14 protein-coding genes and 1 pseudogene are annotated in these 17,091 nt (G+C 54.7%); 7 read left to right on the top strand and 8 right to left on the bottom strand.

Annotation, left to right across the window (positions count from 1 at the left end; translation table 11 throughout):
• Window positions 1-19: 19 nt before the first annotated feature.
• The 3 genes from P5704_023555 to P5704_023545 all read right to left on the bottom strand — a co-directional run bounded on the left by P5704_023555 (window position 20) and on the right by P5704_023545 (window position 2,793).
• Window positions 20-679, bottom strand: coding sequence for a type I restriction endonuclease subunit S (locus P5704_023555; GenBank protein ID WOF78930.1), 660 nt, complete (start codon window positions 677-679; stop codon window positions 20-22).
• A complete protein-coding gene (locus tag P5704_023550) occupies window positions 652-2,418 on the bottom strand; it encodes a type I restriction-modification system subunit M (protein ID WOF78929.1) in 1,767 nt (588 codons plus the stop codon). The genes P5704_023555 and P5704_023550 overlap by 28 nt, the downstream gene beginning before the upstream one ends.
• A 183-nt stretch (window positions 2,419-2,601) precedes the next feature.
• On the bottom strand, window positions 2,602-2,793 hold the full coding sequence (locus P5704_023545; GenBank protein ID WOF78928.1) for an AbrB/MazE/SpoVT family DNA-binding domain-containing protein: 192 nt from the start codon (window positions 2,791-2,793) through the stop codon (window positions 2,602-2,604).
• A gap of 220 nt (window positions 2,794-3,013) precedes the next feature.
• Between P5704_023545 and P5704_023540 the strand changes: the two genes are divergently transcribed.
• The 5 genes from P5704_023540 (at window position 3,014) to P5704_023520 (ending at window position 7,266) form a co-directional block, all read left to right on the top strand.
• A complete protein-coding gene (locus tag P5704_023540) occupies window positions 3,014-3,976 on the top strand; it encodes a hypothetical protein (GenBank protein ID WOF78927.1) in 963 nt (320 codons plus the stop codon).
• A gap of 130 nt (window positions 3,977-4,106) precedes the next feature.
• On the top strand, window positions 4,107-4,598 hold the full coding sequence (locus tag P5704_023535) for a hypothetical protein (GenBank protein ID WOF78926.1): 492 nt from the start codon (window positions 4,107-4,109) through the stop codon (window positions 4,596-4,598).
• 195 nt (window positions 4,599-4,793) lie between these two features.
• Window positions 4,794-5,546 carry an NYN domain-containing protein gene (locus tag P5704_023530; protein WOF78925.1) on the top strand — a complete coding sequence of 251 codons (753 nt, stop codon included), beginning with the start codon at window positions 4,794-4,796 and terminating at the stop codon, window positions 5,544-5,546.
• Window positions 5,547-5,923: 377 nt separating this feature from the next.
• A complete protein-coding gene (locus tag P5704_023525) occupies window positions 5,924-6,229 on the top strand; it encodes a hypothetical protein (protein WOF78924.1) in 306 nt (101 codons plus the stop codon).
• Between the two features lie 341 nt (window positions 6,230-6,570).
• Window positions 6,571-7,266, top strand: coding sequence for a helix-turn-helix transcriptional regulator (locus P5704_023520; GenBank protein ID WOF78923.1), 696 nt, complete (start codon window positions 6,571-6,573; stop codon window positions 7,264-7,266).
• Window positions 7,267-7,788: 522 nt separating this feature from the next.
• On the opposite strand, the gene P5704_023515 is transcribed toward P5704_023520, so the two are convergent.
• The 3 genes from P5704_023515 to P5704_023505 are packed head-to-tail and all read right to left on the bottom strand — an operon-like array spanning window position 7,789 to window position 11,488.
• Window positions 7,789-10,029 carry a hypothetical protein gene (locus P5704_023515; GenBank protein ID WOF78922.1) on the bottom strand — a complete coding sequence of 747 codons (2,241 nt, stop codon included), beginning with the start codon at window positions 10,027-10,029 and terminating at the stop codon, window positions 7,789-7,791.
• Window positions 10,030-10,043: 14 nt separating this feature from the next.
• The gene (locus P5704_023510; protein WOF78921.1) at window positions 10,044-11,126 is read right to left on the bottom strand and encodes a hypothetical protein; all 1,083 of its coding nucleotides are present in this window, start codon (window positions 11,124-11,126) and stop codon (window positions 10,044-10,046) included.
• A gap of 20 nt (window positions 11,127-11,146) precedes the next feature.
• A complete protein-coding gene (locus P5704_023505) occupies window positions 11,147-11,488 on the bottom strand; it encodes a hypothetical protein (protein ID WOF78920.1) in 342 nt (113 codons plus the stop codon).
• Between the two features lie 435 nt (window positions 11,489-11,923).
• Here P5704_023505 and P5704_023500 point away from each other — a divergent pair, with 435 nt between their 5' ends.
• On the top strand, window positions 11,924-12,268 hold the full coding sequence (locus P5704_023500; GenBank protein ID WOF78919.1) for a YggL family protein: 345 nt from the start codon (window positions 11,924-11,926) through the stop codon (window positions 12,266-12,268).
• Between the two features lie 621 nt (window positions 12,269-12,889).
• On the opposite strand, the pseudogene P5704_023495 reads toward P5704_023500, so the two are convergent.
• Window positions 12,890-12,952: pseudogene (locus P5704_023495) on the bottom strand (hypothetical protein).
• A 271-nt stretch (window positions 12,953-13,223) separates the two neighbouring features.
• On the opposite strand from P5704_023495, the gene dacB reads away from it, so the two are divergent.
• Window positions 13,224-14,681 (top strand): D-alanyl-D-alanine carboxypeptidase/D-alanyl-D-alanine-endopeptidase, encoded by a 1,458-nt coding sequence (dacB, locus tag P5704_023490; protein WOF78918.1) that lies wholly within the window; start codon window positions 13,224-13,226, stop codon window positions 14,679-14,681.
• A gap of 35 nt (window positions 14,682-14,716) precedes the next feature.
• Here dacB and rlmKL read toward each other — a convergent pair whose 3' ends face one another.
• Window positions 14,717-16,897, bottom strand: a complete 2,181-nt coding sequence (rlmKL, locus tag P5704_023485; protein WOF78917.1) for a bifunctional 23S rRNA (guanine(2069)-N(7))-methyltransferase RlmK/23S rRNA (guanine(2445)-N(2))-methyltransferase RlmL — start codon at window positions 16,895-16,897, stop codon at window positions 14,717-14,719.
• Between the last annotated feature and the right edge of the window lie 194 nt (window positions 16,898-17,091).

Raw genomic sequence — 17,091 nt, 5'->3', positions numbered from 1 at the left:
CCTGACATTACCTCTGTACTCATACCGAAAACCCCATCTTTTCCAGATGCGCATTAACCTTGGCCGCCAGCGCATCCACCTCGGCATTCAGCGCCGGCAGCGGTGTGGCATAGCGCTCCGCTAGTTGACGGATACGGCCAGTGAGGGCTTGGGAGACCCGATCAAGTTCGGTGTGTACATCGGTTTGCAGGGTGGCCAGCCATTTATCTTCAATCACCAGGGTTTTCAGCTCTGCTTCGCTTAGCTGGGCGTAGTGGGCCTGCACCTTTGCATCCAGCACCCTCTGCGCGGCTTTGACCTTCTTACTGGCCTCAGCTTCGCGCTCGATCAGCGCCAGGCATTGCTCCAGCGCCTGGCGTTCTTCATCGGCGTCGCGGTCGTGCTTGATGGCTTTCAGGCGTGCCTTGACGCTGGCAGCGGTAAGCTTGCCCTTGTCGGTTTTGCCTTCGGCCAGAGGGCTGTCTTCGCCTCCCTGATCTTCGTCCAGCTCTTCCAGCTCGCGGCTGATGGCGTCGCGTTTGGCTTCCAGCTCGGTAATGGCAGCGGCTTCGCTGGAGTAGTAGCGGCGCACAATCAGCTCGGGGGGCAGCAGGTCGGTATTGGGTTCGCCCTTGCTTGAGCCACTGGCAATAAGTGGCTGCCAGCCATCGATCACCAGTTGGTATACGTCATCCTGCATGGTGGCGTACCAATAGTCCTGGATGTGCTGGTAGACGTCGTAGGCATCCAGCAGCGGTGCTGCTTCGAAGCGATGCAGCAGATCTTCGGCCAACTCTTTGAGCAGCGCTTTGGGCTGATCGCCAATGGCGATGCCGGCGAGGTTTGGGCGGTGTTCGGCACGCCAGGCCTCGAACAGGCCCGCCACCGTCTGGCGAAAGGCTTCGAACTCGGGGTGGCCGAAGATGGTCGGCTTGATCTCGCTGATGGCAACTTTAAGGCTGAGGTAGCCGGGCGCAGTGGCTCGAACAGCGCGCCTCGCAGGTTAGGCATTACCTGCCAGTAGGCATGCAGGGCGTCGATATCACGCTCGGGGATGCCGCCATGCAGGTGGGCCTCGATGTCCTGAAGATCCTCTGCTTCGCTGGTGTCGATATAGCGCGGGATATTCAGGTTGAAGTCGTTGGCTTCAATCTCGGCCATTGGCACCAGCCGAGCGAATTTCTCCACCTCAATCTGCTGGGTGAAGGTATCGACAATCTTGTGGATGTCCTGCTCACGCAAGCGGTTCTTGTTGCCGTCCTTAATAAAGCCCTTACTGGCGTCGATCAGGAACAGGCCCTTGCGCCCGGCGCTGCCTTCCTTGTCCAGCACGATGATGCAGGCAGGAATGCCGGTGCCGTAAAACAGGTTTGCCGGCAGGCCGATGATGCCTTTGATGTAACCCTGCTGGAGGATGCGCTTGCGGATGGCTGCCTCGGCACCGCCCCGGAACAGCACGCCGTGGGGCAGAATCACCGCCGCCTTGCCGGTGCTTTTCAGCGAGGTGAGCATGTGCAGGAGGAAGGCGTAGTCGCCATTCTTCTCAGGCGGTATGCCGTAGCTGAAGCGGTTGTACTCATCCTCTGCCGGGTTGAAGCCATTGCTCCAGGCCTTGGTGGAGAACGGCGGGTTGGCGACGATGAAGTCGAACAGCTTGAGCTTGCCCATCGGGTCTTTGAAATGCGGCGCGGACAGGGTGTTGTCCTTCCAGATTTCCGCCGTGGGGCAGTCGTGCAGGATCATGTTCATCTTGGCCAAGGCGCTGGTGGCGTTGTCCATTTCCTGACCGTAGATGGCCAGATCCAGACCGGTGACGCTTTTGGCTTCGTCGTGCGCTTTCAATAGCAGCGAACCCGAGCCGCAGGTCGGGTCATAGATGCTCTGCTTGCTGTCGGTAGCACCGGCCAGGCCGATGACCTGAGCCATGATCCGCGACACTTCTGCGGGGGTGTAGAACTGCCCCTTGCTCTTGCCGGACTCGGTGGCGAAGTGGCGCATTAGGTATTCGTAGGCATCGCCAAGGATGTCGTCGCCCTGAGCGCGGTTGCTGCGGAAATCCAGCCCCGGCGAGTTGAAGATGCTGACCAGGTTGGACAGACGGTCGACCATCTCCTTGCCCTTGCCGAGCTTCTCCTGGTCGTTGAAATCCGCTACGTCGATGACGCCGGTGAGGTTATTGGCCTCGGCCAGGCGGGCGATGATCTGATTGATCTTGTCGCCGATCTCCTTGTCACCCTTGAGCGCCACCATGTCAGCGAAGCTGCCGCCTTCCGGCACCTCAATGAGCGAGTTCGGGTCGCCGGCATACTTGTCCGACACGTACTTCACGAACAGCAGCACCAGGACGTAGTCCTTGTACTGCGAGGCATCCATCCCGCCACGCAGCTCGTCGCAGGATTTCCAAAGGGAGGAATAGAGTTCGGATTTCTTGATGGCCATCGGGCGTACTACCTTGCAATGCGAAATGGCAGGTAGCTGAGGCTCATGACCTCGTCCGCGTCCCTGCCGAAAGATGGGGCGAGAGTATCAGAAATGTGGAGCAGGCCTCATCTATGGGCGGCAGCAGAATTGCCATCGAGATGCTGAATTTCTGAAAGACAGGCGCCAACGCCACATCAGCCTCTAGGATGCGGCATCGGCGGATCGAGGCTTGAGTTTTAAAGAGATTCCTTCCTTGTCGCCCTCAATGACCAGATCATCTCCCACAGCCCAGCCAAGCTTCTCCAGTAGCGCCGGAGGAAGCTCAACGATGACGTCTCCGCTGCCATCTCCTGGGTCTTGGCAGACAACTCGCCAGCTCTCTGATGTCGCCATCGCTTCGACCTCACGGTGAAAGAACTCAGTATGGCAGTATCGCCTTGGGCAGGACGGCTTCATAGGGAGGAGGCTACATTTCCATGCAGTTACCAACCTTAAAGCGCTGAAGCACATTTGGGCATTCTGAACCACACGACAATGCCATCGACACTTTGATACCTAGAAAACTGCTGGCCTCACTTTAAAGTGGCGAAAAGTCGATACAGCGAGAGCCAAAATGTCATTTACGGATTTTCAATTCCCCACGCTCGGTCACTTCAACAAAGTGCTGTGTGATTGCCTAGGCCTATGGAGCAGTGACGGGAAGAGTGTCAAGTTTCATGTACCTGCTAGCGAAAAAGCCAGGCGGGCAGCATTGAGATCTGCATTCGAGGCCATTAAGAGGGAGAACGGCACTTATGGGTCTCTCGACGAGCTTGTGTCCGTCACGACTCAGATCGCACCTGAATCAAAGCAGGAAGTAAAAAAGAGCAAGACCATTCAGTCCTATGTGTCCTATCTGGCCAAAGAGGATTACTCCTCATACGAAGAACTCAGAGAGTTAACAGGCTATATCGAGATTCTCGTCCATGAGAAATACGGAGCCTCGAAAGTTTCCGATCTTGCAGCGAAACTCTACACTTCAGCGTTGCTACACTACAGAGAGTTCATAAGGGAGTACTCGGCAACATCTGAAGACTGCATTGATGCCTACCAAGGTTTTCTTGCAGGCACAATGATCGACTTGGTCAGAGCTATCTCCGATGTGGAGCCAAGGGGAGTCCTCGGTAAGAGTACAGAAACAAGCAGATGGCCTCTGCGTGAGTTTGTCGAGAAATTCTGTAAGGAAACCGGGGTGACACCGTACAAACTTCACCAGTTTCACGCTCTTCGTAAGCAATCCGTTAACTGCAACCTGACTGACAGCGAGCTATGGGGATTAGATTTCTCGTCAAAGCCGGTCAGTACGCAGTCAAAGCAGGTATTTGAGCGAATGAGCAAGGAAGGCAAAATAAAATGGGAAGTTATTTATCCATTTATCAAGCCGCTTGCGTGTCTTTTGCCTGCGGAGGCTGAGGGGCATGGGTTTGCCAACAAAGCTTTTTGCGCCTTTGTGTCCCACAACCTGTATATGCATGCCACCGAGATAGGCGATTTTGACCCAGCACTCAACCCCAATACCCAAAGATTAAAACCCTAGACAGCGCCACTCCAATCAGCGACTGCATTGATCAGATACTGCATGACGACGTAGTCGATGAGAAATTATTGGATGATGCGTTTGGAGCGTACCATGAATTCTTGACAAACCTTAGATCAACAGGGCATTTTTGCCCTGCGACACCGCCATACCTGACGGGCTTGCAGTTCTATACAAAAAGGATTATCTGAAGTTTTTTGAAAAAGAATGGCTATCAAACTTAACAAACAGTCCAGCGTGGATTGAAGACTGGTCATTGGCTAGTAGATTCATGCTAACCGGCGCCAGTGAAAGCGCACTAAAACAGTTCAAGCAGGCACTTGAAAAGGCTAAGTATTCCGCAGGCCCTCTGTTCATTCCTTTTTATGTGCAAGTATGCGCATTCTGCAAATCGCAGTTTAAAGTGCTATCTCGCAATGGTGAAGAAGAGGTATTTGACCGGTTTTATGATTCATTGGGAGGCGAAGCCGCAAAATATGCAGGCCTACTAGGGTACACTCCTGGCTCCACCCGTGATCCCGAAACGCTTTTGCCTAAGTTCAATCTCCCTGGAAAGAATCGTCTGATCATTCAGGAAATCGACATATTGACTAGGTGGTTGCTTAATGGCAAGAAACTATAGCATTTACGTTAAGGGATAGATGGTGGTAATGAAATTATGTTAACCGCTCAAGTTGAACATGCACATAATAACAGGCTGGAGAGTCGCTCTGGGGCAAGCACCTCTCAGAATCACCAATATAATTACAGCGCTTGCATAGCCCCTGCGCATGGTGGCAACGTTCAAGCAAACGCAGTCTTACAAGGACGACACCTGATGCACCAGAAACGAATTGCTTTGTTGATCGATTGCGACAACGTCAGTCACAGTGCCATTGAAGGCGTGCTGGAAGAGCTCGCCAAATACGGCATGGTCAACGTACGACATGCTCATGGTGACTGGAAGAGCGACGGTCTCTCTGGCTGGGTTGAGCGGCTCCATCCATTCGCTATCCGCCCGATGCAGCAGTTCGCCTACACCAAGGGCAAGAACGCAACTGACGCAGCCATGATCATCGATGCGATGGATCTGCTGTACAGCAAGAACATCGACGCTTTTGCCCTGATGACCAGCGACAGCGACTTCACTCCACTGGCTCTACGCCTGCAAGAAAGTGGCTTCCCGGTGTATGGCTTTGGCGAGAAGAAGACTCCTTCTGCCTTTGTGCATGCATGCACGTCGTTCATCTACGTGGAGAATCTTGTACGGGCCGCAGACGACGACAAGGTTTCTCAGGACGAACAACCCCGGAAAAAGTCTCGAAATGAGCTGCGTTGCGACACATCCCTAGTGCGCTTGCTTCGAAACGCGGCAGACCAAACAGCCGGAGATGATGGCTGGTCGCTTCTCAGCAGGGCATCGGACTACATCCACAACAACAGCTCGTTCTCTGTGGTGAACTATGGCTATCAGAAACTGGGCGATCTCATACGCACCTCGGAGCTGTTCGATGTTGAGATGCGCGGCACTGCTATGGTGGTTCGTACCGTTCGCAAGCAAACGCCATCATCAGCCCCTGAACCCGCCTGAGCTTCTCCTACTCGAAGACAGCGGCCAATGCCCGTGCGCTGACCCATAGCATCGGATGCTAGGCGGCTCTCGCCTCCTAGTCTGCTGCTGGCCCGCAATAGGTAATAGATTGAATCCGTAAGCTAGATCAAGGATGAATTGCCCGCATGTACCTAGCACGCACAACGGACGGCAGACGCATTCCAGCCACCCGAGATGAGAGCGGGTATTGCCCGAGTTGCAACGAGCAGTTGACTGCCAAGCTGGGCGATATCTACGAGTGGCATTGGAGCCATAGGCCTGGCCAAGCTTGTAGCTATCGAAAGACATCGACCTTATGGCAGTACAGTTGGATACGTCACTACCATGCTTCGGGTGAGTGGGAGATGGAGACCAGCATGGGCGGAGTGGAATTCGATGGAGTCCATCCGGAGAAGCGCCTCTCCCTGCTGCTTGCTCACAAACTGGATATGACGGCGCTCAAGGCGTTCATCGACGCATCTGTCCAGTTCGATCTCAAACCAGTGGTCATTTTCAACGCCAAAGCCTTCGAGCGATACCAGTTCGAGGACTACCGATTGAAGCATCCCAAGCGGTCGGACAACGGCTGGATTTCTTCTTCTCTCACGCGTTCCCAGGCCATAAGCGCACAGCTTCACTCTGGCTCGACATTGAGCAAGGCAAGCATCCGCATTTTGGTCTGAAGAGCGGGATCTACAACCTGACCTATTCGGCGGAGTCCCATGGGGCAATTACTGTCAGCCGGACGCCACGGGTCAAATCAACGCCCCGTCCCGCTAGTCCATCGTCTGGAGTCATCGGGCAAGAGTGGTTAGGCGCCGAGCCTACCCAAGCCAGGACAACCGAATGATCTCGCTCAACTGCCCCCGACGTACCTTGTTGCCAGCCAAACATGCAAAGGTACGGTTTCAGCAATGAGAATCGAGGCGCCCCCTTTGTCAGTTCACTGTCGTGTTCCTGTCGTGTTGGCCTGGCTGTCTACTCTCCACACTAGCTACATCGTTCAACGTGATGGAGCAGCAAAATGAAAACCTCTGAATCCAGCCAGCAACCCCGTCCACTCACTCCTACTGAACTTGCTCAGTGCGTCAGATTGTTTCGCGAATCCAACCGCTGGTCTCAAGAGCAGCTAGCTGGGATCTCAGGGTTGAGTGAGCGAACGATTCAGCGAGTCGAGAAAGGCCAGTCAGGAGACTTCAACACACGACGTGCCCTGGCGCGAGCATTCGAGTTCGAGGACATCGATGTTTTCAACAAGGCCTACGAGATTCCCTCCGAGGAAGAATTAAGGGCCGCCCAAGAGAGATTCGACAAAGAGAATGTCACCTTGGCGGCCACACCGCTGACCACAGGGAGGCAGCAAGCCAAACTGGTGACAACTAGTACGGCGGACATTTCCGAGCCGGCGTTCGAGTTGCCCCGCGAAGCCGAGGAAGCATTTTCCAGTTTGGTGGACTATTTCATGGAGTACCGCGATTGCGCCGACCTGTATAGCGAAAGGCAGAAAATCGACGTGTATGACGAGTTGCAGTCGTTGATCGATGCACTCAACGCGCTTGGAGTGTCTCTGCTCTACGGCGAACGAAAGGTGAAGATGAAATGGGGATCAAACCCAGCCACTGAACCGATGTCCGCCAATGTCCTGTACGTCGTTGCCTTTCCGCTGGGCGAAGAGCCTACGCAGTTCGCCACGCCGAAGTCCTGTGGCATCCGCCTGTAGGTGCCCGCTTCAGCCAGACTCGCGCTGAAGGGATATAAATCGTCGCCGAAACTTCATATTGCCGTGGCGGCAATTACGGCGAGTGCATCTACCCTTTAGCGTTGAATTCCCCGCTAGAAAGGTGTCAGCGGTCACCAAGGAGGATGTGGCAATGCGTGAATCTGTGAGCGGTGATGTCCTGCGCGTGCGGGCAATAGCAGGAACCTATGTGGTGGTGCTGGCCTGGGATTTTGTTCCTGGCAACTAGCACAAAAAAGCGGGCCTTATGGGCTTCGCTATCCAACGAGAGGAGCTGGGGGGGAATCGGTCGTCGAGCGCTATTTTACATATGCCAGGCGCGTTTTACGGGCGCAAGTCTCTAATGTATGCATTTCAATACGTTAGATGAGAATATTCTACTTAGCGCCTTTAAATAAAGACATTATGCAGCTGTCCATCCAGCGAGGGTTGATAGCCCTGAAGAACCTTGCTGCTATGGCCAAATAGCGCACTTGCACTGATTTGGGATACGGCTCATCGGTTTTATGATTGATTTTCCTGATGGCTCACCAGCGACTGGAGGTTTACCCGGAGAGCGTTGGCGTCCATGAAATGTCCCTGAGCAAAATTGAGGAAGTGGCCGACAACGAACTCAAGGAATCGATGATAAATTCCACAAGATGCCCCCATGTGGTTTAACGCCATGGCCAATCGACGTTCGATGCTGCCGTCACCATAGGCTCCGAGAAAGAGCCTTATTCCATGGTTGAAGACATGTTCCGTGTAGTCCATCAAAGGCGTATAGAGTGGCCGCGTAGCTGCTTGGCTTTTTCCTGAGTGATACATGCTATTAAGGTGCAGTTGGATCACATCGAGAAGAAATAGTGGCTTTTCCTCACCTACGAAAATTTGATTTCCATGGTTCTGGATCATCTTGAATAGAATAAATCCAGCCAAGGCATTAGGGTGGGCGGCCAAATGATGTATTTCCGCATAGGTAACTGGTAATGGCAGGGCCCCTAGCGAATACAGCAAAAGTCCATGGCGCTTGCGCTCAAAATCAAATTGATTACTCGCTGCCATTGCTCGCGCAATAATTGCCTGAGAATTTGCTATTTCATATTGATTGGACTTGTGGAGCGCGGCGAATGCGCCGTCCATGCATAGCCATGCTATATCGTTTGCAATCGATAATTGCATTGCATCGTATACAGTGGAGTCTATGCCATTCTTGATCGAGTAAATCTCAAGCGCTGCGTCATGTAGGACTGGATGAGCAATTGACGCATTATCCAGGATCAATTGCAGCGCCCTCAATGAGTGCCCATCACGCGCCTGGATATCCTTGGCAGTCGTGCGGAACAACTTTCCTTTTTCGGTGACCCCCATCAACATGAAGTTTTGGTCAGAAATCTCTTCAACCCAACGGCTAAGCGCCTCCTTAGTTGCTGCTGGCAATACAAGCTTAACACCAATATCCAACATGCTCTGCGCAAGATCTGTCACCGCCAGATAGCCGATACCATATGCATCAAGCACGACGGCATCCGGAAATTCATTTCCCTGATCAAAAAGTGTTGTTTTGGGTACGCCGGCATCAGTCCAGCAATTCAGCGCCCCCTTGAAAGCATTGTCCGGGCACAAAAAATGCCCGCGAATATATAGCGGGATGTTATCAGCTTTATTAAGCTGCTTCCGTTTTCCTGTGCCTTGGCTTTGACCCAGTTTTTCCTCCAAGAACGGTATGATCTGCTCATTGTCCGAAGGCATTGATAACATTGCAAAGCAATCACTTCCGTCGTTATGTATATGCCGGAGTCGCAGAGCAATTCTCAAGCAAGCAACGTAGGGTGGAAGTCGCTCTACGAGCTTGTAATTGACCATTCCCAGCGAACCGGTCTCACCCACAGCTAAGTTATTTAGTAACTCCGCTAGCTGGCTAGATGATTTTAGTGTGTACTCATTGAAAACTTGATGACCATCAACGATTAACTTGATCACTGTGTCGCCATCCTGCTCAAATTGGACGGCAGCTACACACTGCTCTAGTGTCGCCGAAACCTCGAACTCGCATTTCTTATTGCTGCTGACAGTCAGTCCGAAGTAAAAATTAACCATCTCTACAGCCAGAGCGTGCGGATCCTCTATAAACCACTCAACCCATCGAGGTTCTACACGCTTGAAGTTGCCTGCCATGGCAAAAAAGTAAAGAATTGATACTGCTTCATGTGAGTGTTTTTTTAGTAGACCATCTGGTACTTGGTCATGAAACTCGATCTGCTGATCTTCAGTTTGATACCGAGCACGTAGCTGGCAGCCTCTCAGCCAGCTATATGGTATTTCTGGTGACTGTGCAACGATCTGATCACTAATCCTGATAGCTGCCTCAATATCCCCAAGCTTCTCCGCTCGCAATGACTGATAGCTTAAAATTGTTAAGGATTTTTCTGACCCTGCCACCCTTGCAATAACATCATCAAAAGTCTTGTACTGCTGTGCTTCTAATAGGCACTTCAGATGTGTCAAAACAAACGGAGATGGCCATAATTTTTGATCTGGAATTAGGCGCGAGGTGAAGCGTAAAGCTTTATGAGCCAAATCTGAATTGACTAAATTCTCAGCCAAGTCGAAAACTCGCTCTGGAGCAATGTTCGTCAGCTCTCCTTCCCATGCATCCCAAAAATCATCGACAAGTTGAGATAGCTGGTTTTTTTGGTGAAGATCACTGTCGTTATCCAACTCACGGAACGAACAGCCGAGCAGGTTGACAAAAGACTTCTCCATTTCAGTTGCATCATCTAACGGGGAGTCCTTAGATAGCCACTCGCTAACCTCAGCCGTATTTGCCAGACGGAAAAACGGATTACATCCTCCAGCCTGCAACTAGTGGCAGATAGAAAATTACGGCACCAAGTAGCCCTGAGTTGGGGGTCATCTTTAGCTGCCAAGATATCGCGCTGCCGCTGAGAAATTCCTTCGTCATCCCCTGCAATGGCCTTGATTGTGGTGGCTGTTGCTGTATGGGCGGACTCCCAATGAGGCAAGTTATTTTTAAGGGTGTTAAATAATGCTATTGGCGAAATACCTCTATACGTTTCAAATATAGGGCAAGCCATATTGTAGAGGCGCGTATCGACCCCATTCGAGATATCTATTAGTTCGACAACCTTCTCGGCAAGTCTGTCTACCTCCTGTTTCACTTCAGGGGGGCAAAGCCATAGATGTTTCTGGGCGACACGAGGATTAAGTTCGTATGCGCTCGCCAAGACCTCTAGAACCTTGGCGTTGTAGGAAGGGTAAGTTCTACTTAAGCGCTGAGCCATGCTAGTGGCTAAGGCAGTAAGCTCCAAACGAAGACTCCCTACCACAACACCTGTAAGCACTGGCTCAGGAATTACGAACTTGCTCGCAGCATCTTCAAGGCACGCTTCATCGGCATATTGGCTGAGGTACACCTCAGTTGCGTATTGCCCAGGGGCGAGCTCTGAAAGATAGTGCTGTTTAGCGGGCTCTTCCTGATCAGTTTTATGAGATAGGCGCAAGAGAGCAGCTAAACAGACATCTTTGACCATTGGGATTTGAGTGGTCGCCGCGATATTCGATACTGTTCCCCAGGCTGTGTCATGATCCTTCGCGTCGACTAGCCCGCCGTATATAGAGATTACATCCACTAGAGCGGAGGATTCAGGATCGCTCTTGGTCGTTGCCTTCAGCATGTCCAATTGGATTTTGGCGGTGGTAAGATCCTTCTTGCGAAGACTCTCAAAGACCATCTCCATTGGGACTCGGAGGTCATCTGGGGCAAGTGACTTAATTACGTTCAGAATTTTGTTCTGGACGTTGTCTCCACTACCACTGTGATGCTGCTCAATGATTTTCAAGCGAGTTCCCTTACACTCAATCACCGAATAATCTTATTCCCGGCAACGTTGTCTCCGCTACCAGTGTGGTGCTGTGTCACTTTGGTGATCATCGATGGTGCAGAAATTTCTGCTGCCGCATTAATTTCGCGAATTAATTGAGCCATCTCTGGCGACTGCTCAATACGTCGAGTAATCGCAAGTTCACTCATCTCATCATTGATTCCTAGCTTGCTTAGCTCTGTTGCTACTGCTTCTGCTACGACATCCTCCTTGATCCATTGACCCAAACGCTCCTTGAGCTTTGCAGCACTCAGCTTCAGGCCGCACTTGAAGATGTCATAGGCAGAGTTTGCAATTATTGCGGTGGTAATAAAGTCCATTTCGGAGCTCCCTTGAATTTAAAGCGATCTATCTGTTGCCTATCGGGTTGGCCAGACTCTATCACCTGAGCTGACGTTTGGTTGATTTTCTTATTAGCACAGATGCGATAGCTGCTGGGCCTAGCTTTGACAGGTCTCCTATCGAAGCAGCGTTAGCCAGTTCACCCTGGAGCTGTTGCGGCGTGGTGGCCTGCCCCTGTCTTCAGGCTGCTGAAAAAAGACTGGCTTGGAGCGGCAAGTTTATGCGGTGACCACGACAAAGCGAGCCGTCCTCTGGCTGTCGGCTCGCCGTCGCCCGCCGAAGTGGCACTGTAAACAGTGGCTTAGTGGGCGTGCTTTCGCAGCTACCAGCGCCCAGGACGGCCATAGCGCGAACAAGCAGTGCCACTCATTAGCTGGTAGAATGCGCACCGCATTTACTTTTGAGGATTTTCCATGGCTACCAACCGCTCCCGTCGTCTGCGTAAGAAGCTGTGTGTTGACGAGTTTCAGGAATTGGGGTTTGAGCTCAATCTGGAATTCAAGGAAGGCCTTTCGGAAAAAGCTGTCGATGACTTCCTGATTGCGTTCTTTGTAGAGGCCATGGACGCGAACGGCCTGGACTATGTTGGCGGCGAAGAATTCGGCTTGGTCTGCCTGGCGAAGCGTGGCTCGGTAAGTGAGGAGCAACGCGCAACCGTTGAGGCCTGGCTGAAAAACCGTAGCGAACTGACCAAGATCGAGGTCAGCCCCTTGCAGGACGCCTGGTACCCAGAGAAACCGATCAACGTTGCAAAGTGATCGCGCTGAACCGACGTCTCTGCGCACCCGGTTTCTGAATTAAAAAGACCATCCTCCTGGATGGTTTTTTTGTGTCATTGCATCATGGTCGAGCTGAATCCAAACGCGGTTAAGTAGCTCAGTCGAGCCAAGCTTTCTGAAGCGAACGCATCTCACATCCCTTTGTGAACCTTTTCTCGTTCACCGTCTTTGAAGCTTCGCCAGAAGCATCGCTATATAGCATCACCCTCCCCGCCGTCTCCGACCGGCTCCAGCAATGAAATGGATAACCCAGGCTGTCGCAGAACAGCATCAGAGGCGCGCCGAAACTCATGCTTGGCCTTTTCACTAGCCTCTTGAGCCGAATCGTTTACCACCCTCACCGCTGGCACCTCACACTTCGCCAATTTGCTCATCAATGTGACAAGCAAGACGTGGAGCAAGCTGTAGGGCCAACTGAGGTCAATTGGATGAAGCGAAGTTCTGGGTTTAACGAGTGAAGCAGTGCTGGCTGGAATACCGTGGCACACCCCGGAGGCATGTCGGCAGAAAGCGGCTGTATGCTTGCAGGTAAAGCGAGGGGGGCAATGCGGGAAGGGCAGAGCGTTTTTGACAAGATTCTGATTATTTTTTGCTAATTAGCAAAACCTGGAACTCATCGACACAGAGTTTCTTGCGCAGGCGACGCGAACGATTGGTAGCCATTTGGGGGCGATCCTTTTTCTACTTGATGACGGCGCGCACTCTAACAGCAACCCCGCGCCAAGGCGATGACCGACAGCAGCGCTCGACTCATCGCACCTAGTACGCATCTGTCTTTGCAGTAAGCCGTGTACCGCAGCTACGCTTATCGGATAGAGGCACGACGCCTCTACCGCACGGGCATAATGGCCCGCATTCGTTCCCTAAGAGCAGTGGGAAACATATGCCAAATCAAATCGCCAGCCTCCTGTGTTTGCCCAGAGGCGCTCGTAAGATGAATTCCATCCTTCGCGGCATTACCTTAGCCGTCCTCACCCTGCCCTTGACCCTGCCGGCCCAGGCCGTCGGGGTGAATCAGACGCTGCCGCCGCGCGTCGAGCAGGCACTGAAAGCCAACAAGATCAGCAGTGACGCACTGTCCGTAGTCATGCTACCGCTGACCGGCGACGCGGCGCCGACGTTCGTCAATGCCGACGTATCGGTCAACCCCGCCTCGACCATGAAACTGGTCACCACCTATGCCGCTCTCGAACTACTTGGCCCCAACCACCAGTGGAAGACCGAGTTCTACGCCGACGGTCCGCTGGTGGATGGCACCCTCAACGGCAATCTCTACCTCAAGGGCGGCGGCGACCCGAAACTGAACATGGAGAAGCTCTGGCTGCTGCTGCGAGATCTGCGCGCCAACGGCGTCACAAAGGTCACTGGCGACTTGGTGCTCGATCGCAGCCATTTCGTCCAGCCCGACCTGCCGGTCTTCGACGATGACGGCGGCGACCAGAACAAGCCCTTCCTGGTCGGCCCGGATTCGTTGCTGGTCAACCTCAAGGCGCTGCGTTTCATCGTCCGCAACGATGGCGGCAAGGTGAACATCGCAGTCGAGCCGCCGATCGCCAGCGTTCGTATCGACAACCGGGTCAAAGCGCTGCCCGCGGGCAAATGCCCAGGCTGGCCGGACGTGCTCTACAACCCAGTGGCGGATGGCGATGGCGTCACCGTCGTGGTCACCGGCAAGCTCGCCGACGGCTGCAGCGCGCAGACCTACCTTTCACTGCTCGATCACGAGCGCTATGCCGCAGGAGCTGTACGCGCAATCTGGGCCGAGCTCGGCGGCAGCATCCTCGGCGCCGACCGTGTGGCCCAGGTACCGGGCAAAGCACGACTGCTGGCGAGGGCATACTCACCGGACCTCACCGAGATCATTCGGGACATCAACAAGTACAGTAACAACACCATGGCCAAGCAGCTGTTTCTGAGCCTGGGCGCGGAGTTCCGTAACGAAGCGGATGCCGATGATGCCAAAGCGGCGCAGCGGGTCATCCGCCAATGGCTGGCCAAGAAGGGACTTATCTCGCCGCATCTGGTGATCGAGAACGGCTCCGGGCTTTCACGCGCCGAACGCGTCAGCGCACGCGAACTGGGGAGCTTGCTGCAGGCCGCCTGGCGCAGCCCTTACTCGGCCGAATTCATTTCATCGATGCCGTTGGCCGCCGTGGACGGCACCATGCGCAAGCGCCTACGCAATACCCCTGTCGCCGGCAAGGCGCACCTCAAGACGGGAACCCTGAACACCGTACGCGCCATCGCCGGCTACAGCCGCGACGGCGACGGCAATGTCTGGGCGGTCGTGGCGATCCTGAACCACCCCCGCCCCTGGGGCGCAGCCTCGATTCTCGATCAGGTGCTGGTCAGCCTCTACGGTCAGCGCAACCAGAACACCGCACAACGCTGACTCCGGCAGGCCGAGCGCCTGCCTACACCGGATGATCATCGCGCCTGGAATTTCCAGGCGCGATGAATACGGGGGTTACGACGGAAGTCCTCGTCCAGCGTTGCGCTGCTGATTTCCTCTACCGCATAGCGCTCGCTCAGGCTGGCATCCAGCACGAACTTGCGGAAGTTGTTGGAGAAATACAGCGTCCCGCCCACCGCCAACCGGGCCATCGCCAGATCGAGCAGCACCTGATGGTCCCGCTGCACGTCGAACACGCCTTCCATGCGCTTGGAGTTGGAGAACGTCGGCGGGTCGATGAAGATCAGGTCGTACTCACCACGGTCTTCTTCCAGCCAGGCCATCACATCGCCCTGTTCCAAGCGCTGGCGATCCGAAAGGCCATTCAGCGAGAGATTGCGGCGTGCCCAGTCGAGATAGGTTTTCGACAGGTCGACGCTGGTGGTGCTGCGCGCACCGCCCTTGGCCGCGTGAACCGTGGCGGTTGCGGTATAGCAGAACAGGTTGAGAAAACGCTTGCCGGCCGCTTCACGCTGAATACGCAGGCGCAGAGGGCGATGATCGAGGAACAGGCCGGTATCCAGATAATCGGTGAGATTCACCAGCAGCTTGACGCCGCCCTCGGTCACTTCGAGAAATTTGCCCTGAGTAGCCTGACGCTCATATTGGCGCGTGCCCGTCTGGCGCTCGCGGCGCTTGACCACTACCTTCTCGCGTGGAATGCCCAGTGCTTGCGGAATGGCAGCCAATGCATCGAGCAGGCGCGCCTGCGCCTTCTCCGGATCGATGGAGCGCGGCGGCGCATATTCCTGCACGTGCACCCAATCACCATACAGGTCGATCGCCAGGGCGTACTCAGGCATATCCGCGTCATATAGCCGGTAACACTCGATACCCTCGCGACGCGCCCACTTGCCGAGCTGACGCAGATTCTTCTGCAGGCGATTGGCGAACATCTGCCCGCCTTCGCTGAGGCGAGCCTGCTCGACCGGCGCCTGCTGCTGTGAATGCTCCTCATGAGGGGTGGCCCGCTGACCGGTCACGAACTGATCCAGCTCGACCTTGATCAGCAGCAGCTTGCACGGCAGCGCACCGTTCCAGAACGCGTACTGCTTGTGGCTACGGATGCCCATGCGCTTGCCGAGATCCGGCGCGGCAGTGAATACCGCGGCTTCCCAGCCCAGGCAGGCCTGACGCAGGCGTTCGCCGAGGTTCTGGTAGAGATAGAGCAGGCTCGCCTCGTCGCCAAGGCGCTCGCCATAGGGTGGGTTGCAGATGACCAAGCCCTTCTGACTCTGATCCGGGCGCGGCTCGAAGTCGCCGACATCACCCTGATAGACCTTGATCCAGCCGGCCAGGCCAGCGCGTTCGATGTTGTTGCGTCCCGGCTGGATCAGCCGCGGATCGGCCTCATAGCCGCGAATCCATAATGGCGGCCTGGCCAGGCCGGCCTCTGCCCGCGCCTGAGCTTCGCCATGCAGCCGCGACCATAGTGCAGGGACATGCCCCAGCCAGGCACTGAATCCCCAGCGCTCGCGCTTGAGATTCGGCGCGATATCCGCCGCCATCATCGCCCCTTCGACAAGAAAGGTGCCGACGCCACACATGGGATCCGTCAGCGCGCCACCAGCAGCAGCGATACGTGGCCAGCCGGCACGGATCAGAATCGCGGCAGCAAGGTTTTCCTTGAGCGGCGCGGCCCCCTGCTGCAGTCGATAGCCACGCTGGTGCAGGCTGTGCCCGGAGAGGTCGAGCGAAAGCACCGCTTGCCCCTTGTCGAGGCGCAGATGCACGCGCAGATCAGGATCGAGCTTGTCGATGCTGGGGCGCTCGCCGGATGCGGTTCGCAATCGATCGACGATGGCGTCCTTGACCTTGAGCGCACCGAAATGGGTATTGTCGATGCCCGAGCCGCGACCACTGAACTCCACTGCCAGACTGCCGGCAGGCTGCAGATGGTCGGCCCAGTCGATTGCGTGAACCCCTTGGTAAAGCGTCTCGGCATCTACCGTGGGGAAACGGCTGATCACCAGCAACACGCGGTTGGCCAGGCGCGACCACAGGCAGAGCCTGTAAGCCACCTCCAGCGCACCGAAGCCGCGAATCGCGGATGTCTGCTCGCGACCCTCCTCCAATCCAAGCGCAGTGGCTTCCTCGAGCAGCAGGCCTTCGAGCCCCTTGGGGCAGGTCAGGATCAGTTCATGGCGGTCGGTCATGGAGTTTCCACAAAAGATGCTTCGGACCGTCGCGACCCTTTCGTCGGAACAGGCCCAGCAAAGAAAATTAGAAAGCGGTTACGGACACCATGGTTGCAATCACGCAGAAGCGGCTCAGCAGCGCGCACTTCGCATCCCCTGCCCTCCGGGCTTATGGGTAGAACCATAGATTCGTTACCTACTTATGACAAAAC

The organism is Pseudomonas sp. FeN3W (assembly GCA_030263805.2).
GTDB classification, from domain to species: Bacteria; Pseudomonadota; Gammaproteobacteria; order Pseudomonadales; family Pseudomonadaceae; genus Stutzerimonas; species Stutzerimonas stutzeri_G.
This window is presented reverse-complemented; position numbering and strand designations above follow the sequence as displayed.

What these genes read in the sequence shown, in the direction of transcription:
- P5704_023520 (WOF78923.1), top strand. Translation starts at nt 6,571, where the DNA reads ATGAAAACCTCTGAATCCAGCCAGCAACCCCGTCCACTCACTCCTACT.
- P5704_023550 (WOF78929.1), bottom strand. Translation starts at nt 2,418, where the DNA reads ATGGCCATCAAGAAATCCGAACTCTATTCCTCCCTTTGGAAATCCTGC.
- P5704_023505 (WOF78920.1), bottom strand. Translation starts at nt 11,488, where the DNA reads ATGGACTTTATTACCACCGCAATAATTGCAAACTCTGCCTATGACATC.
- P5704_023500 (WOF78919.1), top strand. Translation starts at nt 11,924, where the DNA reads ATGGCTACCAACCGCTCCCGTCGTCTGCGTAAGAAGCTGTGTGTTGAC.
- P5704_023525 (WOF78924.1), top strand. Translation starts at nt 5,924, where the DNA reads ATGGGCGGAGTGGAATTCGATGGAGTCCATCCGGAGAAGCGCCTCTCC.
- rlmKL (WOF78917.1), bottom strand. Translation starts at nt 16,897, where the DNA reads ATGACCGACCGCCATGAACTGATCCTGACCTGCCCCAAGGGGCTCGAA.
- P5704_023530 (WOF78925.1), top strand. Translation starts at nt 4,794, where the DNA reads ATGCACCAGAAACGAATTGCTTTGTTGATCGATTGCGACAACGTCAGT.
- dacB (WOF78918.1), top strand. Translation starts at nt 13,224, where the DNA reads ATGAATTCCATCCTTCGCGGCATTACCTTAGCCGTCCTCACCCTGCCC.
- P5704_023515 (WOF78922.1), bottom strand. Translation starts at nt 10,029, where the DNA reads ATGGAGAAGTCTTTTGTCAACCTGCTCGGCTGTTCGTTCCGTGAGTTG.
- P5704_023555 (WOF78930.1), bottom strand. Translation starts at nt 679, where the DNA reads ATGCAGGATGACGTATACCAACTGGTGATCGATGGCTGGCAGCCACTT.
- P5704_023545 (WOF78928.1), bottom strand. Translation starts at nt 2,793, where the DNA reads ATGGCGACATCAGAGAGCTGGCGAGTTGTCTGCCAAGACCCAGGAGAT.
- P5704_023540 (WOF78927.1), top strand. Translation starts at nt 3,014, where the DNA reads ATGTCATTTACGGATTTTCAATTCCCCACGCTCGGTCACTTCAACAAA.